Source organism: Prauserella marina (genome assembly GCF_002240355.1).
In the GTDB taxonomy this organism is placed as follows: Bacteria; Actinomycetota; Actinomycetes; order Mycobacteriales; family Pseudonocardiaceae; genus Prauserella_A; species Prauserella_A marina.
Genome location: NZ_CP016353.1, coordinates 3,925,151 through 3,944,046, shown reverse-complemented (window position 1 = coordinate 3,944,046; position 18,896 = coordinate 3,925,151). Strand labels below are relative to the sequence as shown.

Genomic DNA, 18,896 nt, shown 5'->3' with positions numbered 1-18,896 from the left:
CAACGGTCCATGATGTGGACCAGAGATCGCGAAGCGGCATTGACTTCGGTGGCAGGCTCCTCCCACCATCAGTGGGCCTCCCATCAGAGCGGACGAGGAGAACGACAATGATGTCGAAGCGCCGGCTGCGCGGCGTCGCCGTGCTGGCCTGCCTGGCACTGAGCGGATGTGGGTCGGTGGCCGCGGTGCCCGGCGACGAGGTCCACACCTGGAACATGACGGTCACGACCGGTGAGTCGTCCACGTGGTACCAGGCCGCCGAACGGTTCGCGGACGCGCTCGAACGCGAGTCGGATGGACGGATGCGGCTGCGGGTGTTCACCGGTGAGCAGCTCTCGGCGGGTGACCCGGCCGCGGGTGTCGAGCAGTTGATGAGCGGGAGCAAGGACTTCTCCTACAACTCCACGATCATCTACGCGGGCATCGACCCCCGGTTCGGCGCCATCAACGCCCCGTTCCTGTACCAGGACTACGAGGACGCCGACCGCGCCATCGACAACGGTGCGCGCGCGGCCTACGAGGACCTGTGCGCGGAGTACGGCGTGAAGATGCTCGGCTTCGGCGAGAGCGGGTTCCGCCAGGTCTCCAACAACGTGCGGCCCGTGACCACACCGGACGACCTCGACGGCATCAAGATCCGGATTCCCGGCATCGGGCTGTTCACCGACATCTACCGCGGGATGGGCGCCAACCCGACCACGATGAACTTCTCGGAGGTCTTCACCTCGCTGCAGCAGGGGACCATCGAGGGGCAGGAGAACCCGATGGACGTCATCTCGTCGTCGGGACTGGCCGAGGTGCAGGAGTACCTCACCGTCTGGAACTACGTCTACGACCCGCTGGTGCTCGGCATGAACGAGGAGCTGTTCGACTCGCTTGGCGAGGCCGACCAGCGGATCGTGCTCGACGCCGCCGAGGAGGCCAACGCCTTCCAGGTCCAGGCCAGCCGCGACCTCGAGCAGGCCGAGATCGACCGGCACGCCGGGCTCATGGACGTCACCCGGCTTACCGACGAGCAGGTGAACGCGTTCCGGCAGGCGATGCAGCCGCTCTACGACGAGTACGAGCCGGTCTGGGGCGACACCCTGACCACGGCCGTGAAACCGGGGAGCTGAGCCGTGTTCGACCGCCGCCTCGCCACCGTCGAGAACCTGCTGGCCGCGATCCCGTTCGCCGCCGTGGCCCTCGTGGCCTTCGTCAACGTCCTGTCCCGCTACTTCCTCAACGCCTCGCTGGCCTTCACCTCCGAGCTCACCGTGAACCTCGCGGTGTGGATGCTCATGATGGGCGCGGTGATCGGGTTGCGGGAGGGCGCGCACCTGGGCTTCAGCGCGCTGCACGAACGCGCCCGCGGCGCCGTGCGCGCCACCATGACCGTGCTCATCACGCTGTCGATCCTCGTGTTCCTTGCCGTGCTGCTGGTCTTCGGTCTCGAACTGGCTCTCCAGCAGGCGGAGCGAGGCAGGGCGACACCGTCGATCGGTGTGCCGCAGTGGCTGTTCACGATCGCGCTGCCGGTCGGGGCACTGCTCGGCGCCTACCGCACGATCCAGGCTGGCAGGGCCGGGTTCCGCACGGCCACGGCTGATGCCGATGTCGGTGCCCCCGCCGCGGCCACCGGCGACGACAAGGACGACGAGGAGGCCGGCCGGTGATCGGGGTAGTCCTCTTCGGAGCGTTTCTCGTCCTGCTGATGCTGGGCGTGCCGGTGGCGTTCGCGCTCGGTGTGTCCGCGGTGTGCTCGCTGGTGGTGATGGGAGGGCTCGGCGAGCTGTCGCTGGTGCCGAGCGTATTCGTCTCGTCGGTGTCGTCGGAGACCCTGCTGGCGATCCCGTTCTTCATCCTCGCGGGCGTGATCATGGAGTACGCGGGCATCTCCCGCAGGCTCGTCGACTTCGCCCACGCGTGTGTGGGGCAGCGCAAGCACGGCCTGGCGATCGTGGTGATCGTGGCGGCGTTCTTCTTCTCCGCGATCTCCGGTTCGGGGCCCGCGACGGTCGCCGCGATCGGTTCCATTCTCATCCCGGCGCTGATCCGCCATGGCTACTCCGCGCGGCACGCGTCGTCGCTCATGGCCACCGCGGGCTCGATGGGCATCATCGTGCCGCCGAGCATCGCGTTCATCATCTTCGCCGTGGTCGTCAGCGACTTCTCGGGCGTCTCGATCGTCCGGTTGTTCGTGGCTGGCGTCGTGCCGGGCATCATGCTGGCCGTCGCGCTGGTGATCGCGTGCCTGTTCCTGCCGAGGAAGGCACCCGCCACGGCGACCTCGGGCGGTCCCGGCGCGGCGCAGGCTCCCGCGCGCACCGGCGACGGACCGCCGAAGGAGAGTTTCGCCCGCGCGGTCGGCAAGGCCCTTCCCGGGCTGCTGCTGCCGGTCATCATCCTCGGCGGCATCTACGGCGGGATCGTCACGCCCACCGAGTCGGCGGTGGTCGCCGCCACGTACGCGCTGCTCGTCGGGGTGCTGTTCTACCGCGAGATCAAGCCGGCGCAGCTGTACCGGATCTTCACGACCGCGGCGGCGCAGTCGGCCGTTGTGATGCTCATCGTCGGCGCGGCCTCGGTGTTCGCCTACGTGGTGACCGTCAACGACATCGCGGCGGGCGTGTCCGACGCGTTGCTCGGACTGACCGGCAACAAGTACCTCATCATCCTGCTGGCGGTCATCCTGCTGCTCGTGGTGGGCGCGTTCATCGACGCGGTGTCGGCGCTGTACCTGTTCATCCCGATCATCGCGCCGGTCCTGCTCGAGGTCGGCGTCGACGTGACCACCATCGGAGTGCTGATGGTCGTGAACCTGGCCCTGGGACTGGTGACACCGCCCGTGGGCGTGAACCTGTTCGTGGCAGCGGGGATCGCGCGCATCTCGCTCGTCGAGGTGGTGAAGGGCATCCGGCCGTTCTTCGTCGCGGGGCTAGTTGTGGTGCTGCTCGTGTCCTACGTGCCCGCGCTGTCGAACTGGCTGCCCGATCTGCTCGGTTTCTAGCGTGTTCCAGCCCAGGGAGGGGAGAAGATGGCCGTGAACCCGTTCGACCTCGCCGGTCAGGTCGCACTCGTCACCGGAGGCGCCAGGGGTATCGGACTGGCCACCGCGAGAGTGCTCGCGGGCCAGGGCGCCGACGTGCTGGTGGTGGACCTCGCCGACGACGTCGACCCGGTGGCCGAGCTGCGGGAGGAGTTCCCGGCGCGGCGTTTCGCCTACCGCAGGGTCGACGTACGCGACGAGGACGAGGTGCGGCGCTCGGTGAACGAACTCGTCGCCGAGTTCGGCAAGATCGACGTGCTGGTCAACAACGCGGGCACGGCCAGCCGGGCCGGGCTGGACGCGCTGACCGAGGGCGAGTGGCACCGCGACCTCGACACCAACCTGCACGGCATGTTCCTCTACAGCCGCGCCGCCGTGCACCCGCACATGAAGGACCGGGGCGAGGGCCGGATCATCAACATCAGCTCGATCTCCGGGATCATGGGCGGCCCCCGCTCGGGCGGTGAGGGCGGCGGCCGGTCGGGCCCGGCCTACGCCGCGTCCAAGGGGGGCGTCATCGCGCTGACCAAGTGGCTGGCCAAGGAGGTCGGCCCGTACGGGATCACGTGCAACTCGGTGGCTCCCGGCCCGATCGCCACGCCACTGACGACGTCGGTCACCTACGCGCTCGACGACCAGGTGATCCAGCGGATGGGCGAGCCGGAGGAGGTCGGCGCCGCGGTGGCGTATCTGGCCTCGCCGGGCGCGGCGTTCGTTACCGGCCAGGTGCTGAAGGTCTGCGGCGGCGCCGCGATCGGCTGAGGCCTGGCCCGGCTCTATCAAGCACTGAACCTGGAACTACGCTACGAACCAAAAGAACCGGCCATCTATGCGACAGCCGGTCCCCGTGTAGATAGTGCGTGTGTCCGAGGACGATCTTGCGCACAATCCCTACTCTTCGCTTTGCGTCGAGCTGCCGCGTGGGTGTTCAAGTGAGGTGTCCCCTTAAGCGGCCAGCGGGACAGGCTGGCGAGCGAGGTGGAACCGTTGTTGACCAGTGCAGAAGTGTTCTCGGGACGGCGGGACACCTCAGTGCACATGCGTCCCGCCGTCCCGACCAGGCTTGGTTTTGCGCGTGTCACCGTATTGACGATGGTGGCCCATGACCGATCAGTGGCGGTCTCGTCTTCGATCATCGAGGATCGCCGCGATTGCCGCCCTCATCGCGTCAAGCTGAATTTCCAACTCGCTCAACGTCCGTTCGATCGTGTCGAGCCGTCGTTTGACCGTCTCGCCAGTGAACGAGGCCGAACCACCACTCAACGAGCGGTTCGGCGGAACCGTTGCTCGCCAGAGACAGGATTCGCAAGGCATGCCTGCCGGACCGTCGAGACGCTCAAGTTGACCGTGTCCGAAGGACGTTCCACAGAGCGCGGTGAGCTCGTTCGGAAGCGTGCCGTCCGGAATCGGGATGACATGGCAGACGCGCTCGGCCTCCCCGACGGCGCCTTGCGCGGGGCGCGCCAACATGACGCCGCCGAACATCGGGCCGCTACTGGTCATCGCTGCGGGTTGCGGAGTCGAGCACGGCGTTGAGCGCGCTGGACACAGACGACACGTCCAGGTCCACGTAGTCCAATAGCCCGCAACCCTGGTCGGCGAGTTCGCGACCAAGGTTCATGAGCGTTTCTCGGGCCTCGTGGTCGTTGGGGTTGGCATCGATGCGGTCGAGGAGGCCGTTTGTTTGAGCCTGAATGGCATCGGAGATGTGCATGCACCTTCCGGCGAAGGACTGCTCGACGGAAACGTGGGACGTCATGATGCTTGGCCAGACAAGCCGTAGACCCTGGAGACCGCCGATTCGACCTCGGCGCAGTCGAGTCCACTTGCGTCAGCCACCGTGAAGCCCAGTTCGAGTAGTTGGAGTCCGAGGGCGCGGAGTGCGGTGGTGCCGTCGTCGTGGCCTTCCCATCGACGTTGGTGGCATGGTTCGGTTTCACTGTCCACGGCGCGGTTGATCCGGCGCAGGGCGGCTTCCAAGTCGGCATAAGCAGGTTGCCGGAGAGCACGAATCGTCGTGACGCCTTCGAGGTCTTCTTCGGTGTTGTCCTGAGCGGAGTGCACCACCTCCGGGTAACTGGCGGCATCCAACAGCACCGCTGCGTGCAAGGCGTCGTCTTCGTTAATGAGGACTCGCCGGATCATGTCGAGCTGGTCCTTGTTCAGCGGAGTGTAGAGGCTCGGATACTCGGGCGCTGGGGTGTAGTCGAGGTCAGGTGTGGGCTGGTGGAGGGCCTGCTGGTGGGGTGCGCGCACTTTGTCCCTGTCGGGCCGTTCGGCCGCACGTTGGCACCACGTCATGAACATCGGCTGGTCGTGAGTGCTTCGACTCGCTGCCATGTCTAGCCCCTCTCTGCTGGTTCAAGAGCTAGAATCAGCTTTTCAAGCGTGCTTATATCATCGCCATGTCATCGAGGCGCCACGGAGGTGCCATGCGGCCACGGGGAGACGCGGCATGCCGAATCTGAAGAGGCCGAGGGAGGCCCGAACGCTGCTCGAACTGCTGATCTGGGAGCGCAACCAGACCTTTGAGGAGTTTGTCGAGTTCGCCAACGAGTTCGCTCGTACAAAAGGCGAGCCGGGCAGGCTGAGCAGCCGACACCTCGCACGCCTCGCGGCAGGTAGGGGAGACAGGGGGCGCCCATTGGGCCGTCCGCTCCCTGCGACTGCGCGGCTTCTCGAAAGGATCTTTGGCGTTGGGCTGCCTGAACTGCTTGCCCCGAACGCGGCGCCGATCTCGCCAGTTCCGCCCGCTGACCCCGAGCTACGACAGTTGTTTCGGACATCAGCCAAGGTGGATCAATTCGTGCTCAAGCTCTTGCAAGACCAGCTCGGTGCGACACGGCGACTTGACCGGCAACTCGGCGCGCTGGCGACACGGGACGAGGTTCATGCGAAGGCCGCACAGGTCGAGCGGTTTCTTCAGTTCAGCGTTACGCCAAGTGTTCGTGACTCTCTCGCCGCACTGGTGTCGGAATTGTTCGCGCTTTCGGGCTGGCAAGCGCTCGACACCGGGAACATTGCAGAAGCCTGGCAGCAGTACACGCGTGCCCGCTCAGCGGCAGCCGAATGCGGCGACCCCGCCTACGTTGCCCACTCCGCCGCTGGGCAGGCGTTCGTGCTGGTTGAACTGGGAGACACCGAGATTGCGATCAAGCTACTCGGTGAGATGAGGAAGCACGTCGGCACTCGGACCAGCAGACTCATGCGTTCGTGGCTGGCGGCAGCGCATGGTGAGGTTCTCGCAGCTGGTGGTCGGCGAGATGACAGCATGCGTGCATTCGATCGAGCGCAAGCCGTACTACCAGGTGAAACGTCGCCCGAGTCTGGCCCGTACGTTGTGCTCGACCGTGTGCATCTCGGTCGGTGGCGTGGCCACGCGCTGGCGCGCGTCGGTGAACCCGAGGCAGTTGACGTTCTCGCCTCAAGCCTGGACAGGCTCGATCCAACGTTCACCAGAGCGGAAACAGGACTACGAGTTGACCTGGCAACCGCCCTTGCTGCTTCGGGTGAACAAGAGGCTGCCCAGCACCACGCGGCGCATGCGGAGAGGCTCGCAGCCGAGATCGGATCCGTCCGCCAGCGGCGTCGTGTCCAATCGCTCGTTGCCCGTAAGCTGCGGGCGTGACGGATGAGTACGGCGCATGGCAGACCTACGGTGAGCGGCTGATCTATGACAACCAATGGGTCAAACTCGGGCTCGCCGACGTGCAGGCACCGAACGGCGAACGCTGGGAGTACCACGTCGTTCACCTCGCACGCATCGCCATAGCGCTGATCGTCAACGACGAGGACGAGGTCCTCATGCTCTGGCGGTATCGCTTCCCAACCAATCAGTGGGGCTACGAGCTGCTTGGCGGTCTGGTCGAGGACGGCGAAGACCCCGCGAAGACCGCCGCGCGAGAAGCAGTTGAGGAGAGCGGCTGGCGACCGGTCGGCGAACCGGAGCACCTCGTGAGCTTCGAGCCGCTCCCTGGTCAGGTCACCGCGCCGACCGAGGTGTACTTGTGGCGTCAGGCGGAGTACGTCGGCGACCCCACCGAGACCGAAGAAGTCGGGCGGCTTGAGTGGGTTCCGCTAAACCGCATTCCGGGTTTGGTTAGGGAACAGAAAATTCTGGGCGCAGGCGCGCTAGTCCCGTTGCTTCTTTTGATTGCACCTAGGAAATAGGGAATCAATTTGGCTCAAATGGGAGTAGGTCAATGAGCAGCGAGGCTAATCCGTTTGAGATCCCGGATTCGGCGAGTTCGCTCGCCGGAGCTAGGTTCTTTGAGCAGCATGCGCGGGATTTGAGCTGGATAGTGGGATATGAATTTCTCGCGCGCGAAATGGAAAGCTTCACGCAAATGATTGCTAGTGCGATACGTGACTCGAAAGCGTCCAGCCACCTGGAAGAGATCAAATACTCAGAAGCTTCCTCATTGGCAGCGGTCTCGATCGAACATCGAGGTAGCGTCGCGCGAAAGGTTGCAGCCCAGAGTTATCGTACAGCCATTGAAGCGCTGCTCTGTCGATACGTAGACAATTTCCTTTGCTACGTGTGCGATCTTATAGCACTAATACTACGTGAACAGCCGTCCGCGCTGGTTGAATCCGATGCTACCATCTCGCTCCGCGACGTCTTCGCGCACGATGACTTGCCTTCGCTGCAAGTTTGGTTGATTGAGAAAAAGATCAATGAACTCTCCTTTCAGGGATTCATTCGGATAGCTGAATACTGCGCCAAGCGGTTTGACTTGGAGCTGATCCCTTCCTTGTCCACCCGGAAAGATATTTCAATTTGCATTGCGTCTCGCAATTTGATTGTTCACCGTCGAGGCATAATAGATGACCGTTTCATGAAAGCTGCCGAGGTTGACCTAGGAAAGGTGGGCCAACGCCTCTCTATTGATGGGATCGTGTGGGATAGGATGCTGCCCTCGTTGCTGCTTGCCGTCCACGATATCGACGACCGTGCCGCTAGAAAATTCAAGCTACAAAGTGCGTTTGTATTGCGAGGCGACGAGGTTTCCAAAATGCAAGCTGATTTCCTTTCTCAGATTGCCGAGACTGTCATGCGGTGGAGGACGAAGTAGTTAGAAAACGCAATTCTTTACGTCGTGGTTCGCGTGACATCGGTGGGTAGTGGGTTCGCAGGTTCATTTGTGTGGTAGTACAAGCCTGCCGAGTCTCCGCAACTGCCTATCGGACTTGATTTGAGACGCGAGCCGCTTGGCCTGACGCGCATAGTTGAGTGCACCGTCTCGGTCTCCCGCCACTGCGTGCGCGTACGCGAGATCCACGAGCATGCCTGCTCGTGCGCGGTTGAAGTCAGGCGGGAGTAGCGGCAGCGTGCGGGTCAGTTGGTCGATGGCCTCCGACTCGCCGAGGAGGCTTAGCGCGTTTCCCCGCCAACGGTCGAGGTGAGTGCCTGCCAGGAACAGGAACGACAGATGCGGCTCTGCTGGGTCGCTCGGCAGGAGCGTGGCCGCGTCGTCGAACGCGCGCAAAGCATCGTCGCGACGTCCGGCAGCCGCGAGGCCCTCTCCGTGAGCGGCTGCCAGCCACGCGCGCAGGAGCGCCGACGTGTCGACGGCCGCGTCCCGCGCGGCTGCGAACTGCTCGACCGCCAGAGCTGTCTCGTCGAGGTCGATGAGGATGAAAGCTTGCTGCGCCATGGCGTGCGCGAGGAGATGCCCGTCTCCCGCTTCTCGCGCGGCGGCCTTCGCGGTCTCATGGTGCTGCCATGCTTGCCCGTGCGCGTTGCGGTCGATCGACTCCCAGCCCGCCAGTGCGGACACCTCGGTGAGCACGCGCGCGAGCGGTTGTCGCTGACCGTTCGTAGTGCTGAAGTCGAGTAGCTCCTGAACCTTGGCGATCTGTGCGCGGAGTTGGTCGAGCGTCGTGACACCGCCGAACTTCCGATCGACCGCACGCGCCTGCTCAAGCTGCTGCCGAAACAGCTCGACTGTTCCGGCGTCGACCGTGCGCGCGACGGCGATACGTTCGCGGAGCTGCTCGGTGCTCTCGTCGACTTCCTCGGCGGGGAAGCCGAGTTCCTCGTTCTCCCTGCCGTAAAGCTCCCTGAACAGTGCCTGGTAAGGCGCGCTGACCTGCTCGTGGCCGTTCTCCCAACGGGACAGCTTGGTCTTCAAACTCGTCGCTGACATAACCGGGACGTTGCGAGTCAGTGCCAGCCGGAGCAGGTCTGAAATGACCTGCTCCTGTTTGTATCCAGCCCTGATTCGGGCGGCCCGCAATAGCGTCGCGGCCATGTTCTCAGCCGCCCCGATAACTGCTCTGACCTGCGAGGTTAATTGCGGTTAATGGTCTAGGTGTTAACCGTCGCCACCTGTGGAACAGGGGTTTCCTGCCGTTTTCTAGAGACATGGAAACGAACGACAGGAACCCCGCGAGGGCTACCGGGCAGCTACCGCGCATCCCGATCTTTCAACGCGATGGTGACGTCGGCCCGCAGTTCGGCGACCTGCGCGACGAGATCGGCAAGACGGTCCTCAATGGCCGTCAGCCGGGCGGTCACCGGGTCGTCCATCCGCTCCCGCGGCTGTCCCGCGGTAGGCGGTTTTCTGTTGTGCAGCAACGCAAGCAGGTGCTGCGGATGCCACTCCAAAGCAGTCGACAGTGCCTCCAAGGTTCGGTCGCCCCGCCGACGCTGAACGGTGTTGTGCTGGATCTCGCGGACGATCGCTTGCGAGACACCCGAGCGCGTCGCAAGCTCTCGCTGCTTCATGCTCAGCTCAGTCAGGCGCGCGCTGATCGCGCGGCCGACCGCCGCCCAGTTGTCGGTCACTTATTCCTCTTCTCGCGGGGGCCACCTCAGCGCCGAGATTAGCGCTTCGTCTCTTTCGCTGACTCGCCATCCCTGCCGGGTCGCGAAATCCGCACCCATTCGGCCGTTCAATAGCCGATATCAGCGTCAAATTTGAACTTAAATCATCTCTCTTTCATTTGGGGAATCCTTCATGAGTACCGCTATGCCCAATTCCGGTCCGCCGGAGTTCGACCGTGACGCCTACGACGAGCGCCTGTTCGCACTGACCAAGTTCCGCCACGTGCCCGACGACGTGCTGTGCGACTTGGTCCTGCGGGACGGCCTGTGTTTCTGGGTCTTCGACCGCGACGAGATGCCGGACCTGTCCGGCGACGAGGACGCGGACCGCGCGCTCGCTGCCTACCTGTGCGCTGGCTGCCCCGTCCAGGACGAGTGTCTGGAACTGGAACTACGCGTCGACGGCGCCGAGACCGTCGGCGTGTGGGGCGCGATGACCGAGACCGATCGGAGAGCCCTGTACCCCGCGTGGCGCTGGCACCGCCTCAACCCGCCGGAGGACTCGAACGGCGGTGAGAGGCAATGACATGGGAACTGACGCCGACCGAGGTACTTGCCGGGATCGGAGTTCTCCTCGCGCTGGTTCTGGTGTGGCGTTCCGGCTCTCGCCGGGCGCGTCGTGCGGCAGAAGCAGCACGAACCAGCGCACGCGTGGTGTCACTGGCCGGTCGAGTGGTTCTGGCCGGTGCGTCGTTCGTCGGTGTGCAGTGGCTGGTGATCAAGCACGTCGACAACCCGACGTTGCTGCTGGTCTTGCTGGCGATTCCGGACCTGATCACGGCGTTTGTGGTGACGCGCGCTCTGACGGTGACCGATGTCGGCACGACGCGTCGCCGGGGTGATCGACAGTGAGCGGGGAGAGCTACGAGGAGAGGGCAGCCGCCGAGTCCGGGCGGCTGCCCGCCTCCCCGGCTTCGGCGAACGTCGAACAGGTGGGACCGATCTACGACGGCGAGTTGGTCGACGAGGTGCCCGCAAGCACGCCCGCTGAACCGACGTTGTGGCAGCGGTTCGTGTCGTGGTGGCGCCTGAGCCCACGCGTGCCCGTGTCGCTGAAGTCCTGGCCACACGCGCGGCAGGCAGCGAAGGACATGGTCGTCCGCGTCCTGCGCTCGCCGTGGCGCTTCGTGTGGGCCGTCCTCCGTGGCCTTGTCGTCGCCGCCCGTGCCTGGCGAGGTTGGGTCAAAGTCGTCGACTATCGCGAGGCCGCCGAGGAATCCGGCAAGCTTGCCGACAAGTTCGAGAACATCCGTGAGCTGACTCTGTTCCGCTGGAAGATTTCCGGCTCGGTGCTCGGCGCTGCCGTGCTCGCGGGAATCGCGGTCACGGTCGTTTACGGAGCCGTGGCGCTGTGGGGCGCCGGGGCGGTGGCTGCGATCGCTCTGGCGATCACGGGTCGAAAGAAGGACGGCAATCCTGGCCGGAAACCCACTCTCGCGGGACCTCGGACACTGACCTGGACCATCGACTCGCAGGTGCTTGTCGACGCGTTCCGGGACGCGAAGCTCATTGGCAAGGACGAGACCTTGCGACTCGTCGAACGCGCGACGCGGCAAGGTGACGGCTGGGCGGTCACCGTCGACCTTCCGGCCACCCGTAAGGCTGCGGACGTGGTGAAGAACCGGGACGCACTCGCCTCGGCGCTCGCGGTCGACGAGTTACAACTGATCGTCGAGCGGGTTCGGGGCAACGGAGGCCACGCCGGGCGTGTGGCGATGTGGGTTGCCGACAAGGACCCGTACGCCCAACCGCCACTCAGGACTCCACTGCTCGACGTGGCTCGATGGGACGTGTGGCGAGCGGTCCCGTTCGGACGCGACGCACGGGATCGCAAGATCGCGCTCCCGCTGGTGTGGACGTCACTGCTGATCGGTGCGATTCCCCGGCAGGGCAAGACATTCGCCGCTCGACTCGCGGCATCGGGATTGATCCTCGACCCGCACGCGCGGCTGTACGTGGCGGATTTCAAGGCGGGCAAGGACTGGGACGCTGCGGCGCGCGTGGCGCACCGGTTCCTTTCGGGCGATGAGGCTGAACATGTGTTGGCCCTACGGGATTGGCTGGTCGAGTTGGTCGGTGAGGTCCAGCGCCGTTATCGGCGAATGCGCGACCTCGACGACTCCGTGTGTCCAGAGTCGAAGGTGACGCCCGGTATGTCGCGAGATGCCGATCTCGACATGCCCGTCACCGCGCTGTTCATCGACGAAGTCCAAGTGGCGCTTGAGGATCGGACGCCGATCAGTGTGCAGGGCAAGCGACTTCCGGTCGGCGAGTACATCGGAGAGTTGCTCACGTGGCTCGCGAAGAAAGCGCCAGCGGCGGGGATCATCCTGGCGTTGGCGACACAGCGGCCGGATTCCAAGACGATCCCGTCCGGCCTGCGAGCGGTCCTCGGGTCGCGGTTCGCGCTGCGAGTCATGGACTGGCGCGATTCCAACATCGTGCTCGGCGAGCAGATGAACACACGGGGGTTCGACTCCAGCCGGTTGCTGGCTTCGCACAAGGGGGTCGGCATCCTCCGGCCGGACGGCGAGACCGAGGCCGGAGCCGACGTGCTCGCGATGACGGTGCGGACCTACTTCATGCCGAACGACGACTGGCGCACGATCTGTGAGCGTGGGCGAGTGTTGCGTGAGTCGGCAGGCACGCTCACGGGCCATTCAGCAGGTCGCGACCTGCCGCCGCTGCTCGACCACGCGAGCGCGGCGAAAGTGATCAGCGCGAGTTCCGGATCCACGGACGAACTGCCGGAACCGCTCGCGTCCGTGGCCGACTATCTCGCCGACGACCTCGACGGCGACGGCAGGGAGTTCGTGCCGACCGATGAACTACGCGACGCGCTTGACGTCGAGCCAGGCCAGTTCGCGAAGGACATGGGCGCGTTGGGGTGCCGACCGACCCGCCAATACATCGAGTCCGAGGACGGGACGAGGCGTGTACGCGGGTACGTCGTGGCGGACATTCGTGCCGCCGTCGAACGCCCTCGAAGCGGTGATATCGGCCCTACTGGCAATGCTGAAGGGGGCTTGCGATGACCGGTCCCGGGCGAGGTGGGAGGGAGATCAAAGTCCACGTTCCGGCCGATTTACCAGCGCTGAATGCATCGACCTGTCGCATCCTGCTTGGCATACTGGTCAAGCTGACCAAGACCGAGATCCGCGAGGACCTGCCAGAGAAGGGCGCCGAATGACCGCCGAAATCAGTCCGGACCCGTGGGGCGCCTTGGATGAGTTGCTCGGAGTTGAGGTTGCCGAGCCCGTCGACGAGGGAATCGGACCCATGGCGTTCTACGGGCGGTGCTCAACCGAGGACAACCAGGACCCGCAGACCTCGCACGCCTGGCAGCTCGGCAACGCTCACAAGTTTGTCGAGCCGCTCGGCGGCAGCACGGTCAGAGAATTCTTCGATATCGGTCACTCACGTTCGGTTCCGTGGGAGCGGCGACCGGACGCATCCCGGTTGCTGGCCGCTCTCAAGGACCCGAACCGAGGTTGGAACGCCGTCGTGGTGGGGGAGGGGACTCGCTGTTGGTTCGGCAATCAGTTCTCGCTGATCGCGCCGAGGTTCGAGGCGTATGGGGTCGACTTGTGGGTGCCCGAGTTGGGCGGCAAGTTCGATCCGCGTAACCCCTCGCACAAGATGTTGATGAGCGTGCTCGGCGGCATGAGCGAGTCCGAACGGCAGCACGTACAGGCCAGGGTGCGGGCCGCTATGGACGCGCAGGTCATCAACGAGGGGCGGTATCAAGGTGGTCGACCGCCCTACGGATACCAGGTCATCGACAGCGGCCCGCATCCCAACCCGCGCAAGGCCGCCGAGGGCTACCGGCTTCGTGTGCTCACTCTCGACGAGTACGCGGCCGACGTGGTGCGCCGGATCTTCAACGCTTACCTTGACGGTCGTGGTGACCGGGCGATTGCCAACGAGTTGAACCGCCTCGGCATCCCTTGTCCCTCCGCGCACCGGCGAGAGCAGAACCGGCACCGGCTTGCTGATGGCTGGCAGGCAAGTGCGGTCCGGGCGATACTCGACAACCCCCGTTACACCGGGTATGCGTTCTTCGGGCGCTGGACCAAGCAAGAGGTCCTTCTCGATCCCGAGGACATCTCGGCCGGTCACGCCGTGCGGTTCCGGCGCTCCGCGCCCGATCGGGTCGTGCGCTCCCGCAAGCCCGCACATCCGGCGATCGTGTCCGTGGAGACGTTCACCGAAGCGGCCTTGCGTCGACGTTCACGCGCGGCGGGAGGGCTTGCGGCGAGCCGGAAACTGGAGCGCGGCACGAAGCGCGCCTTGAAGCATGTGTACGCCTTGCGCGGCCGTGTCCACTGCGGCCACTGCAATCGCCGTATGGAAGGCACACCACGGCAAAGCCGGATCTACTATCGCTGCTCGGCGCGCACGCTTGTTCCGTCCTCCCCGCTGTTGAAGGACCACCCGAAGAACGTCTACGTGCCCGAGGCTGCTGTCCTCGAACCGCTGAACGAGTGGATCGGTGGGCTCTTCCATCGTGACAACCGCGACGCGACCGTGGCCGCGCTGTTGGCCTCGCAGGGCGCCGTTCCGGAGGAGCAGGCGCGGCAGGTGCTTCAGAAGCGCCTCAGCGACGCTGAGACGAGGCTGCGACGGCTGACCGATGCGATTGCCGCCGGAGCAGACCCGGCAGCGTTCGTGGAGTCGATCAACGAGGCGCAAGCGCAGAGAGAAACAGCCCGCGCGGAACTTCAGAACGCCCAACCTCCCGACGCGCTGAACGAGGCTGAGATCCATGCCGTGATCGACTATCTCGGCGATGTGGGAAGGACGATCAACAGAGCCGAACCGGAAGACCTCCGGGCGCTCTACGAGTCGCTGAACCTGGAGATGACGTACCTACACGAAGAAGATTCGATGTATGCGACCATCAGACCAGGCCGTAGGGATTGTGCTGGTGTCCGAGGGGGGAATCGAACACAAGTTCGCAACATCCCTGCACGGGATGCGTGTTCATGCGACGAACCATATGTGCGTTCGATGGCAAAGCGCCAGCATGTTGCGTGAGCTTAGGCTTGGGAGCGGCTCTCACGGGATGCGCACGGAGTCAAGGCGTCGGTGGTGCAGGCTTGGATCCGCGTTGATTCTGACACGGATCGGCCTCTTGACGCTGGAATGCGGAGTCTTGATCAGCACGGGATCGAGCGCAGCCGGAGCCACAACCGGTCAAACTCGGCTGGGGCCTGCACGGTGGACGGCTCGTGAACTGCGATGTTGACTACGAGTTCGACCGGATGAAGGAGAACGTGTTACTGGGCGGCTCGGCGGAAAGAGATGCGCAGTCCACGGCGTAAAGAACCGTGTCGAACTTCGACAGCTACAGATTCGGAACGGCGAGCACGGGTTCGTATCCTGTTGGGTGCACAACACTCCTGGTCACGCAAGTGACCAGGAGTGTGCGGGCCAGCATTCAAGATCATCTCCACCCTTTACCCGTCCCTTTGAACCGTCGCAGGTAGCCTGCTGGCTAGGGCGATGCTGGCCTGCTCTCCCACTACGCCACGCTCCATGTACTCGTCCTGAGTGGTACTCACTCGCTCGTGGCCTAGGTAATCCGCGATCTGACGAGCGGTCAGCCCCGCATCGTCGAGCACCCCGGCCACGTAGTGCCGCCAGTCGTGAGGGTGTAGACCTTCAAACGCTGTGCCCTTGACCACAAGACGAATGTACTTTCGTGTGTTATCTGGATCACGAAGTGTGCCAACAGTCGATGGGAAACACCACGGTGACGTCGACACGGCATGCCGACGCTTGAAGATGTCCATAACCCACCCCGGCGGCCGAACACGGCGCATCCCCGCCGGACTCTTGGTGTGGTCCTGAACTACCAACCCCACCCCGGTGACCCGTATCACGGTTCCGTGGAACCAGATGGTTCCCTTGTCAAAGTCCACCGAGGTTTCCCAGTCCAGCGCCAAGAGTTCACCCATTCGACTGCCCAGCCCGGAACTCACGTCTTGCATGTCCACAAGATCCCAGCGCGCAGCGTCCTCCGACTGGTGGAACACGTCCAAGGCGGCATTTACTGTCTTCGGGTTGATCAGTCGCGACGACCTGCGCCGCTTCTTCCCCAGCGACTCGATTTCGCGCACGGGGTTGTCATCAAGCGCGCCATGCCGAACGCCCAAAGCGCAGATGGCGGTCAGGACCGCTCGCGCCTGTTTGGCCGCACCACTGCCGTTCTTGTCCCGCACAGTCGTGAGCACGCGATTCGCGATAGGCACCCCGAGTTCCCGCTATCGCAGTTGCGCCAGTGGTTCGCGGAGGTAGCGTTCCCACGCGCCCATGTAGTCCTGTTTGGTCCGAACTGCCTTATCGGACCGCTTCAGCTCAGCGAAGTAGACAGCCGCTCCTACTTCGACTTTGGAGTTCGCCGTGATTTCGCTTTCCCTAACAACACGGACACGATCACGCAGCGCCTCCAGCAAATTATTCTGCGCCTTGGAATTCGTGGCACCGACACGCTCTACACGGCGTGTGACACCGTCGTAGTCGCGATACTTCGCGATGGCGCGATGCACACCAGAAGGCAATTTGCGTATCCGGATCTTGCCCCAGGTGCCCAGAGGCAAGGGCGGTCTGCCCATCAGGCCGTCCCTGGGGCTGCCCAGACTTCGGTTGTCACCGGGGTTGACTGGTTTCAGGCCGCTGCTGCGGTGGTGTAGATGGTCTCAAACTCGACCGGGGTGAGTTTGCCGAGGCGCCGTTGCCGGCGTTTGCGGTGATACTTTGTCTCGATCCAGGACACAATCGCCAGCCGCAGTTCCTCCCTGGTCTTCCAGGCTCGGGTATCGAGAATGTTCTTTTGCAGCAAGGAGAAGAACGATTCCATGGCGGCGTTGTCTCCGCAGGCACCGACCCGGCCCATGGATCCGGTCAGCCCATGGTGACGGAGGAGGCGCCGGTAGCTCTTCGAGCGAAATTGACTACCTCTGTCCGAGTGCACGATCACGCCGTGCGGGTTCCGCAGGGCGATGGCGTTACGCAGCGCCGCCACTGCCAGCGATGACCGCATCCGTGGGCTGATCGAGTACCCGACGATACGGTTGGAGTAACAGTCCTTGACCGCACACAAGTACAGCTTCCCTTCGCTGGTGGAATGCTCGGTGATGTCTGTCAACCACTTCACATTTGGTGCGGTGGCAGTGAAATCGCGGTCCACGAGGTCATCGTGAACCGGCGGCCCCGCCTTCGGGTTCCGCCCCTTTTTCTTCGCATGCAACGAAAAGATCTTCCGCATCGAGCAGAGCCGCCACACCCGGTTTTCCGACGCGGAGAAACCACGCTGGGCGAGTTCGTCGGCGATGAACCGATACCCGTCCGCCGGATCATCAGCGTGGATCTCCAAAGCAGCATCGATCAGATGCGCATCGTCCCAGTCGCGCTGCGAGACCGGCGCACGAAGCCACTGGTAGAAAGCCTGCCGGGAGATACCCAGCACCCTGCACGTCACCGCCACCGGCACCCTGATCCGGGCGCCGGCCGCGGCCAGGTCACGGACGAGCGGGAAGACTATTTTCCCCGCAGAGCACCCTGGGAGAGATAGGCGGCGGCCTTGCGCAGGACCTCGTTCTCCTGCTCCAGCAACCAGTTGCGTTTACGCAGTTCCCGCAGCTCAGCCCACTCCTCGCGGTCACACCGTCACGGGTTCCGTCCTCGACTTCGGCGGCACGCATCCAGTTGGCCAGACAACCGACCGAGATTCCGAAATCGGCGGCAACCTGCTTCAACGGAGCCTCGCCACGACGGGCCACAGCAACCACGTCGTCACGGCACTCCTGCGGGTAAGGCTTGGGCACGACAGGCATCCTTCCAAGCGAGGCCGAAGCCTCACACATCAGATGTCAACCCAACCCTGGGCAGCCCCAACTTCGTGATCAGCGTCAAAAGCTGCACAAGGAATGCGGAAGGCCAGTTCGAAACGTGATCACCTGGTGTGGGTGTGGCTCCGAGCGGTTCCTGACGTGGTACGCAGCGGTGCTCCGACGGCGTGGAGATGTCGGAGAACGTGACCGTATGAGCGGAACAGTCCACACTGGCTGTAGCCGATCTCGTGTGTCGCACAGAATCGGCGCACGATGGTCTGGGCCCGGCGCAGGTTGGGCCGCGGCATGCTGGGGAACAGGTGGTGTTCGATCTGGTAGTTCAGCCCGCCCAGCAGGAAATCGACCCAACGTCCACCGCGAATGTTACGCGAGGTGAGGACTTGTTTTCGCAGGAAGTCCCACTCGTGACGATTGGTCGTCGTGGGCATGCCCTTGTGATTGGGTGCGAAGGAGCATCCCATGTACACCCCCCACAAACCTTGGTGCAGGAGTACGAACACGATCGCCGTCACCGGTGACAGCACCACGAACACCGCGGCCAAGTAACCACCGGTATGGGCGGTCAGCATCGCGCTTTCCAGAACGCGTAGCTTCACTTGTCCCCGCCACGCGGCCTGGATGCTGGACCAATGCAGGTTGAACCCCTCCAGTAGCAGCAACGGAAAGAATAGGAAGGCCTGATACTTCGCCATCCAGCGTAGAAATCCCGCCTTGATGCGACCCTGGCCCGTGGTGAAGGCGAGCGCCGGAATGTCGAGATCCGGATCATCGTCCTCGTGGTTGGGATTGGCATGGTGGCGGTTGTGCTTGCCGACCCACCATCCGTAACTCAGCCCGACCAGACCCGCGTGTACATAACCCACCGCATCGTTGGCGCGGCGGCGCCGGAAGATCTGCTTATGACCGGCGTCGTGACCGAGAAACGACAACTGTGTGCACACGACCGCCAGCAACGCCGCGGTACCCAGTTGCCACCACGAGTCTCCGAGGAAACCGAACATGACCCAGACCCCAGCGAACGCGGCGATAGTGAGCGTGTTCGTGGCCAGGTAATAGCCACGCCGACGGTGCAGCAACCCAGCTTGCTTGATACTGCGGGACAATTCGGCGAAATCGCTGCCGTGCCGCCGGGCGGCGGGTACGGCCGTCATAAAGGAAACCTCCGGTCACGACGATTGAGGGC

Annotated in this window: 20 protein-coding genes and 1 pseudogene; 12 read left to right on the top strand and 9 right to left on the bottom strand. The window is 64.0% G+C overall.

Features of this window, described 5'->3' with window-relative positions; genetic code table 11:
* The first annotated feature begins 107 nt into the window (after positions 1-107).
* The 4 genes from BAY61_RS18545 to BAY61_RS18530 are packed head-to-tail and all read left to right on the top strand — an operon-like array spanning position 108 to position 3,790.
* Positions 108-1,115 carry a DctP family TRAP transporter solute-binding subunit gene (locus BAY61_RS18545; RefSeq protein ID WP_091808894.1) on the top strand — a complete coding sequence of 336 codons (1,008 nt, stop codon included), beginning with the start codon at positions 108-110 and terminating at the stop codon, positions 1,113-1,115.
* A gap of 3 nt (positions 1,116-1,118) precedes the next feature.
* On the top strand, positions 1,119-1,655 hold the full coding sequence (locus tag BAY61_RS18540) for a TRAP transporter small permease (protein WP_091808892.1): 537 nt from the start codon (positions 1,119-1,121) through the stop codon (positions 1,653-1,655).
* Positions 1,652-2,989, top strand: coding sequence for a TRAP transporter large permease (locus tag BAY61_RS18535; RefSeq protein WP_091808891.1), 1,338 nt, complete (start codon positions 1,652-1,654; stop codon positions 2,987-2,989). The genes BAY61_RS18540 and BAY61_RS18535 overlap by 4 nt, the downstream gene beginning before the upstream one ends.
* A gap of 27 nt (positions 2,990-3,016) precedes the next feature.
* Complete coding sequence (locus tag BAY61_RS18530) at positions 3,017-3,790, top strand: SDR family NAD(P)-dependent oxidoreductase (RefSeq protein WP_245865214.1); 774 nt, start codon at positions 3,017-3,019, stop codon at positions 3,788-3,790.
* 348 nt (positions 3,791-4,138) lie between these two features.
* Here BAY61_RS18530 and BAY61_RS33910 read toward each other — a convergent pair whose 3' ends face one another.
* Genes BAY61_RS33910 through BAY61_RS18515 form a run of 3 tightly spaced genes read right to left on the bottom strand, consistent with a single transcriptional unit; the run spans position 4,139 to position 5,368 of the window.
* Positions 4,139-4,531: a hypothetical protein gene (locus BAY61_RS33910; RefSeq protein ID WP_338061492.1), complete on the bottom strand. Its 393-nt coding sequence runs from the start codon at positions 4,529-4,531 to the stop codon at positions 4,139-4,141.
* Complete coding sequence (locus BAY61_RS18520) at positions 4,521-4,742, bottom strand: hypothetical protein (protein ID WP_143021432.1); 222 nt, start codon at positions 4,740-4,742, stop codon at positions 4,521-4,523. The genes BAY61_RS33910 and BAY61_RS18520 overlap by 11 nt, the downstream gene beginning before the upstream one ends.
* Positions 4,743-4,783: 41 nt before the next feature.
* Positions 4,784-5,368 (bottom strand): hypothetical protein, encoded by a 585-nt coding sequence (locus BAY61_RS18515; RefSeq protein WP_245865212.1) that lies wholly within the window; start codon positions 5,366-5,368, stop codon positions 4,784-4,786.
* A 115-nt stretch (positions 5,369-5,483) separates the two neighbouring features.
* Between BAY61_RS18515 and BAY61_RS18510 the strand changes: the two genes are divergently transcribed.
* The 3 genes from BAY61_RS18510 to BAY61_RS18500 are packed head-to-tail and all read left to right on the top strand — an operon-like array spanning position 5,484 to position 8,103.
* Entirely contained in the window at positions 5,484-6,656 is a 1,173-nt protein-coding gene (locus BAY61_RS18510; RefSeq protein ID WP_091808887.1) for an NsdA family TPR-like regulatory protein, read from the top strand.
* Positions 6,653-7,198 (top strand): NUDIX hydrolase, encoded by a 546-nt coding sequence (locus tag BAY61_RS18505; protein ID WP_091808886.1) that lies wholly within the window; start codon positions 6,653-6,655, stop codon positions 7,196-7,198. The genes BAY61_RS18510 and BAY61_RS18505 overlap by 4 nt, the downstream gene beginning before the upstream one ends.
* Positions 7,199-7,230: 32 nt before the next feature.
* Positions 7,231-8,103: a hypothetical protein gene (locus BAY61_RS18500; protein WP_091808883.1), complete on the top strand. Its 873-nt coding sequence runs from the start codon at positions 7,231-7,233 to the stop codon at positions 8,101-8,103.
* A gap of 63 nt (positions 8,104-8,166) precedes the next feature.
* On the opposite strand, the gene BAY61_RS18495 is transcribed toward BAY61_RS18500, so the two are convergent.
* Together BAY61_RS18495 and BAY61_RS18490 are read right to left on the bottom strand one after the other, a co-directional pair.
* Entirely contained in the window at positions 8,167-9,177 is a 1,011-nt protein-coding gene (locus BAY61_RS18495; RefSeq protein WP_338061491.1) for an NsdA family TPR-like regulatory protein, read from the bottom strand.
* Positions 9,178-9,437: 260 nt separating this feature from the next.
* Positions 9,438-9,818 (bottom strand): helix-turn-helix domain-containing protein, encoded by a 381-nt coding sequence (locus BAY61_RS18490; RefSeq protein ID WP_091808879.1) that lies wholly within the window; start codon positions 9,816-9,818, stop codon positions 9,438-9,440.
* Between the two features lie 172 nt (positions 9,819-9,990).
* On the opposite strand from BAY61_RS18490, the gene BAY61_RS18485 reads away from it, so the two are divergent.
* From BAY61_RS18485 to BAY61_RS18470, 5 genes are all read left to right on the top strand, one after another.
* A complete protein-coding gene (locus BAY61_RS18485; RefSeq protein ID WP_420848847.1) occupies positions 9,991-10,383 on the top strand; it encodes a WhiB family transcriptional regulator in 393 nt (130 codons plus the stop codon).
* Positions 10,380-10,709, top strand: a complete 330-nt coding sequence (locus BAY61_RS18480) for a hypothetical protein (protein WP_091808876.1) — start codon at positions 10,380-10,382, stop codon at positions 10,707-10,709. The genes BAY61_RS18485 and BAY61_RS18480 overlap by 4 nt, the downstream gene beginning before the upstream one ends.
* 239 nt (positions 10,710-10,948) lie before the next feature.
* Positions 10,949-12,892 (top strand): FtsK/SpoIIIE domain-containing protein, encoded by a 1,944-nt coding sequence (locus BAY61_RS18475; protein WP_245866233.1) that lies wholly within the window; start codon positions 10,949-10,951, stop codon positions 12,890-12,892.
* Entirely contained in the window at positions 12,889-13,047 is a 159-nt protein-coding gene (locus tag BAY61_RS32995; RefSeq protein ID WP_170140277.1) for a hypothetical protein, read from the top strand. Before BAY61_RS18475 ends, BAY61_RS32995 begins: the two co-directional genes overlap by 4 nt.
* Positions 13,044-14,894 carry a recombinase family protein gene (locus BAY61_RS18470; RefSeq protein WP_091808874.1) on the top strand — a complete coding sequence of 617 codons (1,851 nt, stop codon included), beginning with the start codon at positions 13,044-13,046 and terminating at the stop codon, positions 14,892-14,894. The genes BAY61_RS32995 and BAY61_RS18470 overlap by 4 nt, the downstream gene beginning before the upstream one ends.
* A 422-nt stretch (positions 14,895-15,316) precedes the next feature.
* Here the strand turns inward: BAY61_RS18470 and BAY61_RS18465 are convergent, their stop codons facing one another.
* The 4 genes and pseudogenes from BAY61_RS18465 to BAY61_RS18450 all read right to left on the bottom strand — a co-directional run bounded on the left by BAY61_RS18465 (position 15,317) and on the right by BAY61_RS18450 (position 18,864).
* Positions 15,317-16,093 (bottom strand): site-specific integrase, encoded by a 777-nt coding sequence (locus tag BAY61_RS18465; protein WP_091808872.1) that lies wholly within the window; start codon positions 16,091-16,093, stop codon positions 15,317-15,319.
* Between the two features lie 30 nt (positions 16,094-16,123).
* Positions 16,124-16,474 carry a hypothetical protein gene (locus BAY61_RS32990; protein WP_143021431.1) on the bottom strand — a complete coding sequence of 117 codons (351 nt, stop codon included), beginning with the start codon at positions 16,472-16,474 and terminating at the stop codon, positions 16,124-16,126.
* A gap of 53 nt (positions 16,475-16,527) precedes the next feature.
* Positions 16,528-17,686 (bottom strand): annotated as a pseudogene (locus BAY61_RS18455) (IS3 family transposase).
* Positions 17,687-17,814: 128 nt separating this feature from the next.
* A complete protein-coding gene (locus BAY61_RS18450) occupies positions 17,815-18,864 on the bottom strand; it encodes a fatty acid desaturase family protein (protein WP_091808870.1) in 1,050 nt (349 codons plus the stop codon).
* Between the last annotated feature and the right edge of the window lie 32 nt (positions 18,865-18,896).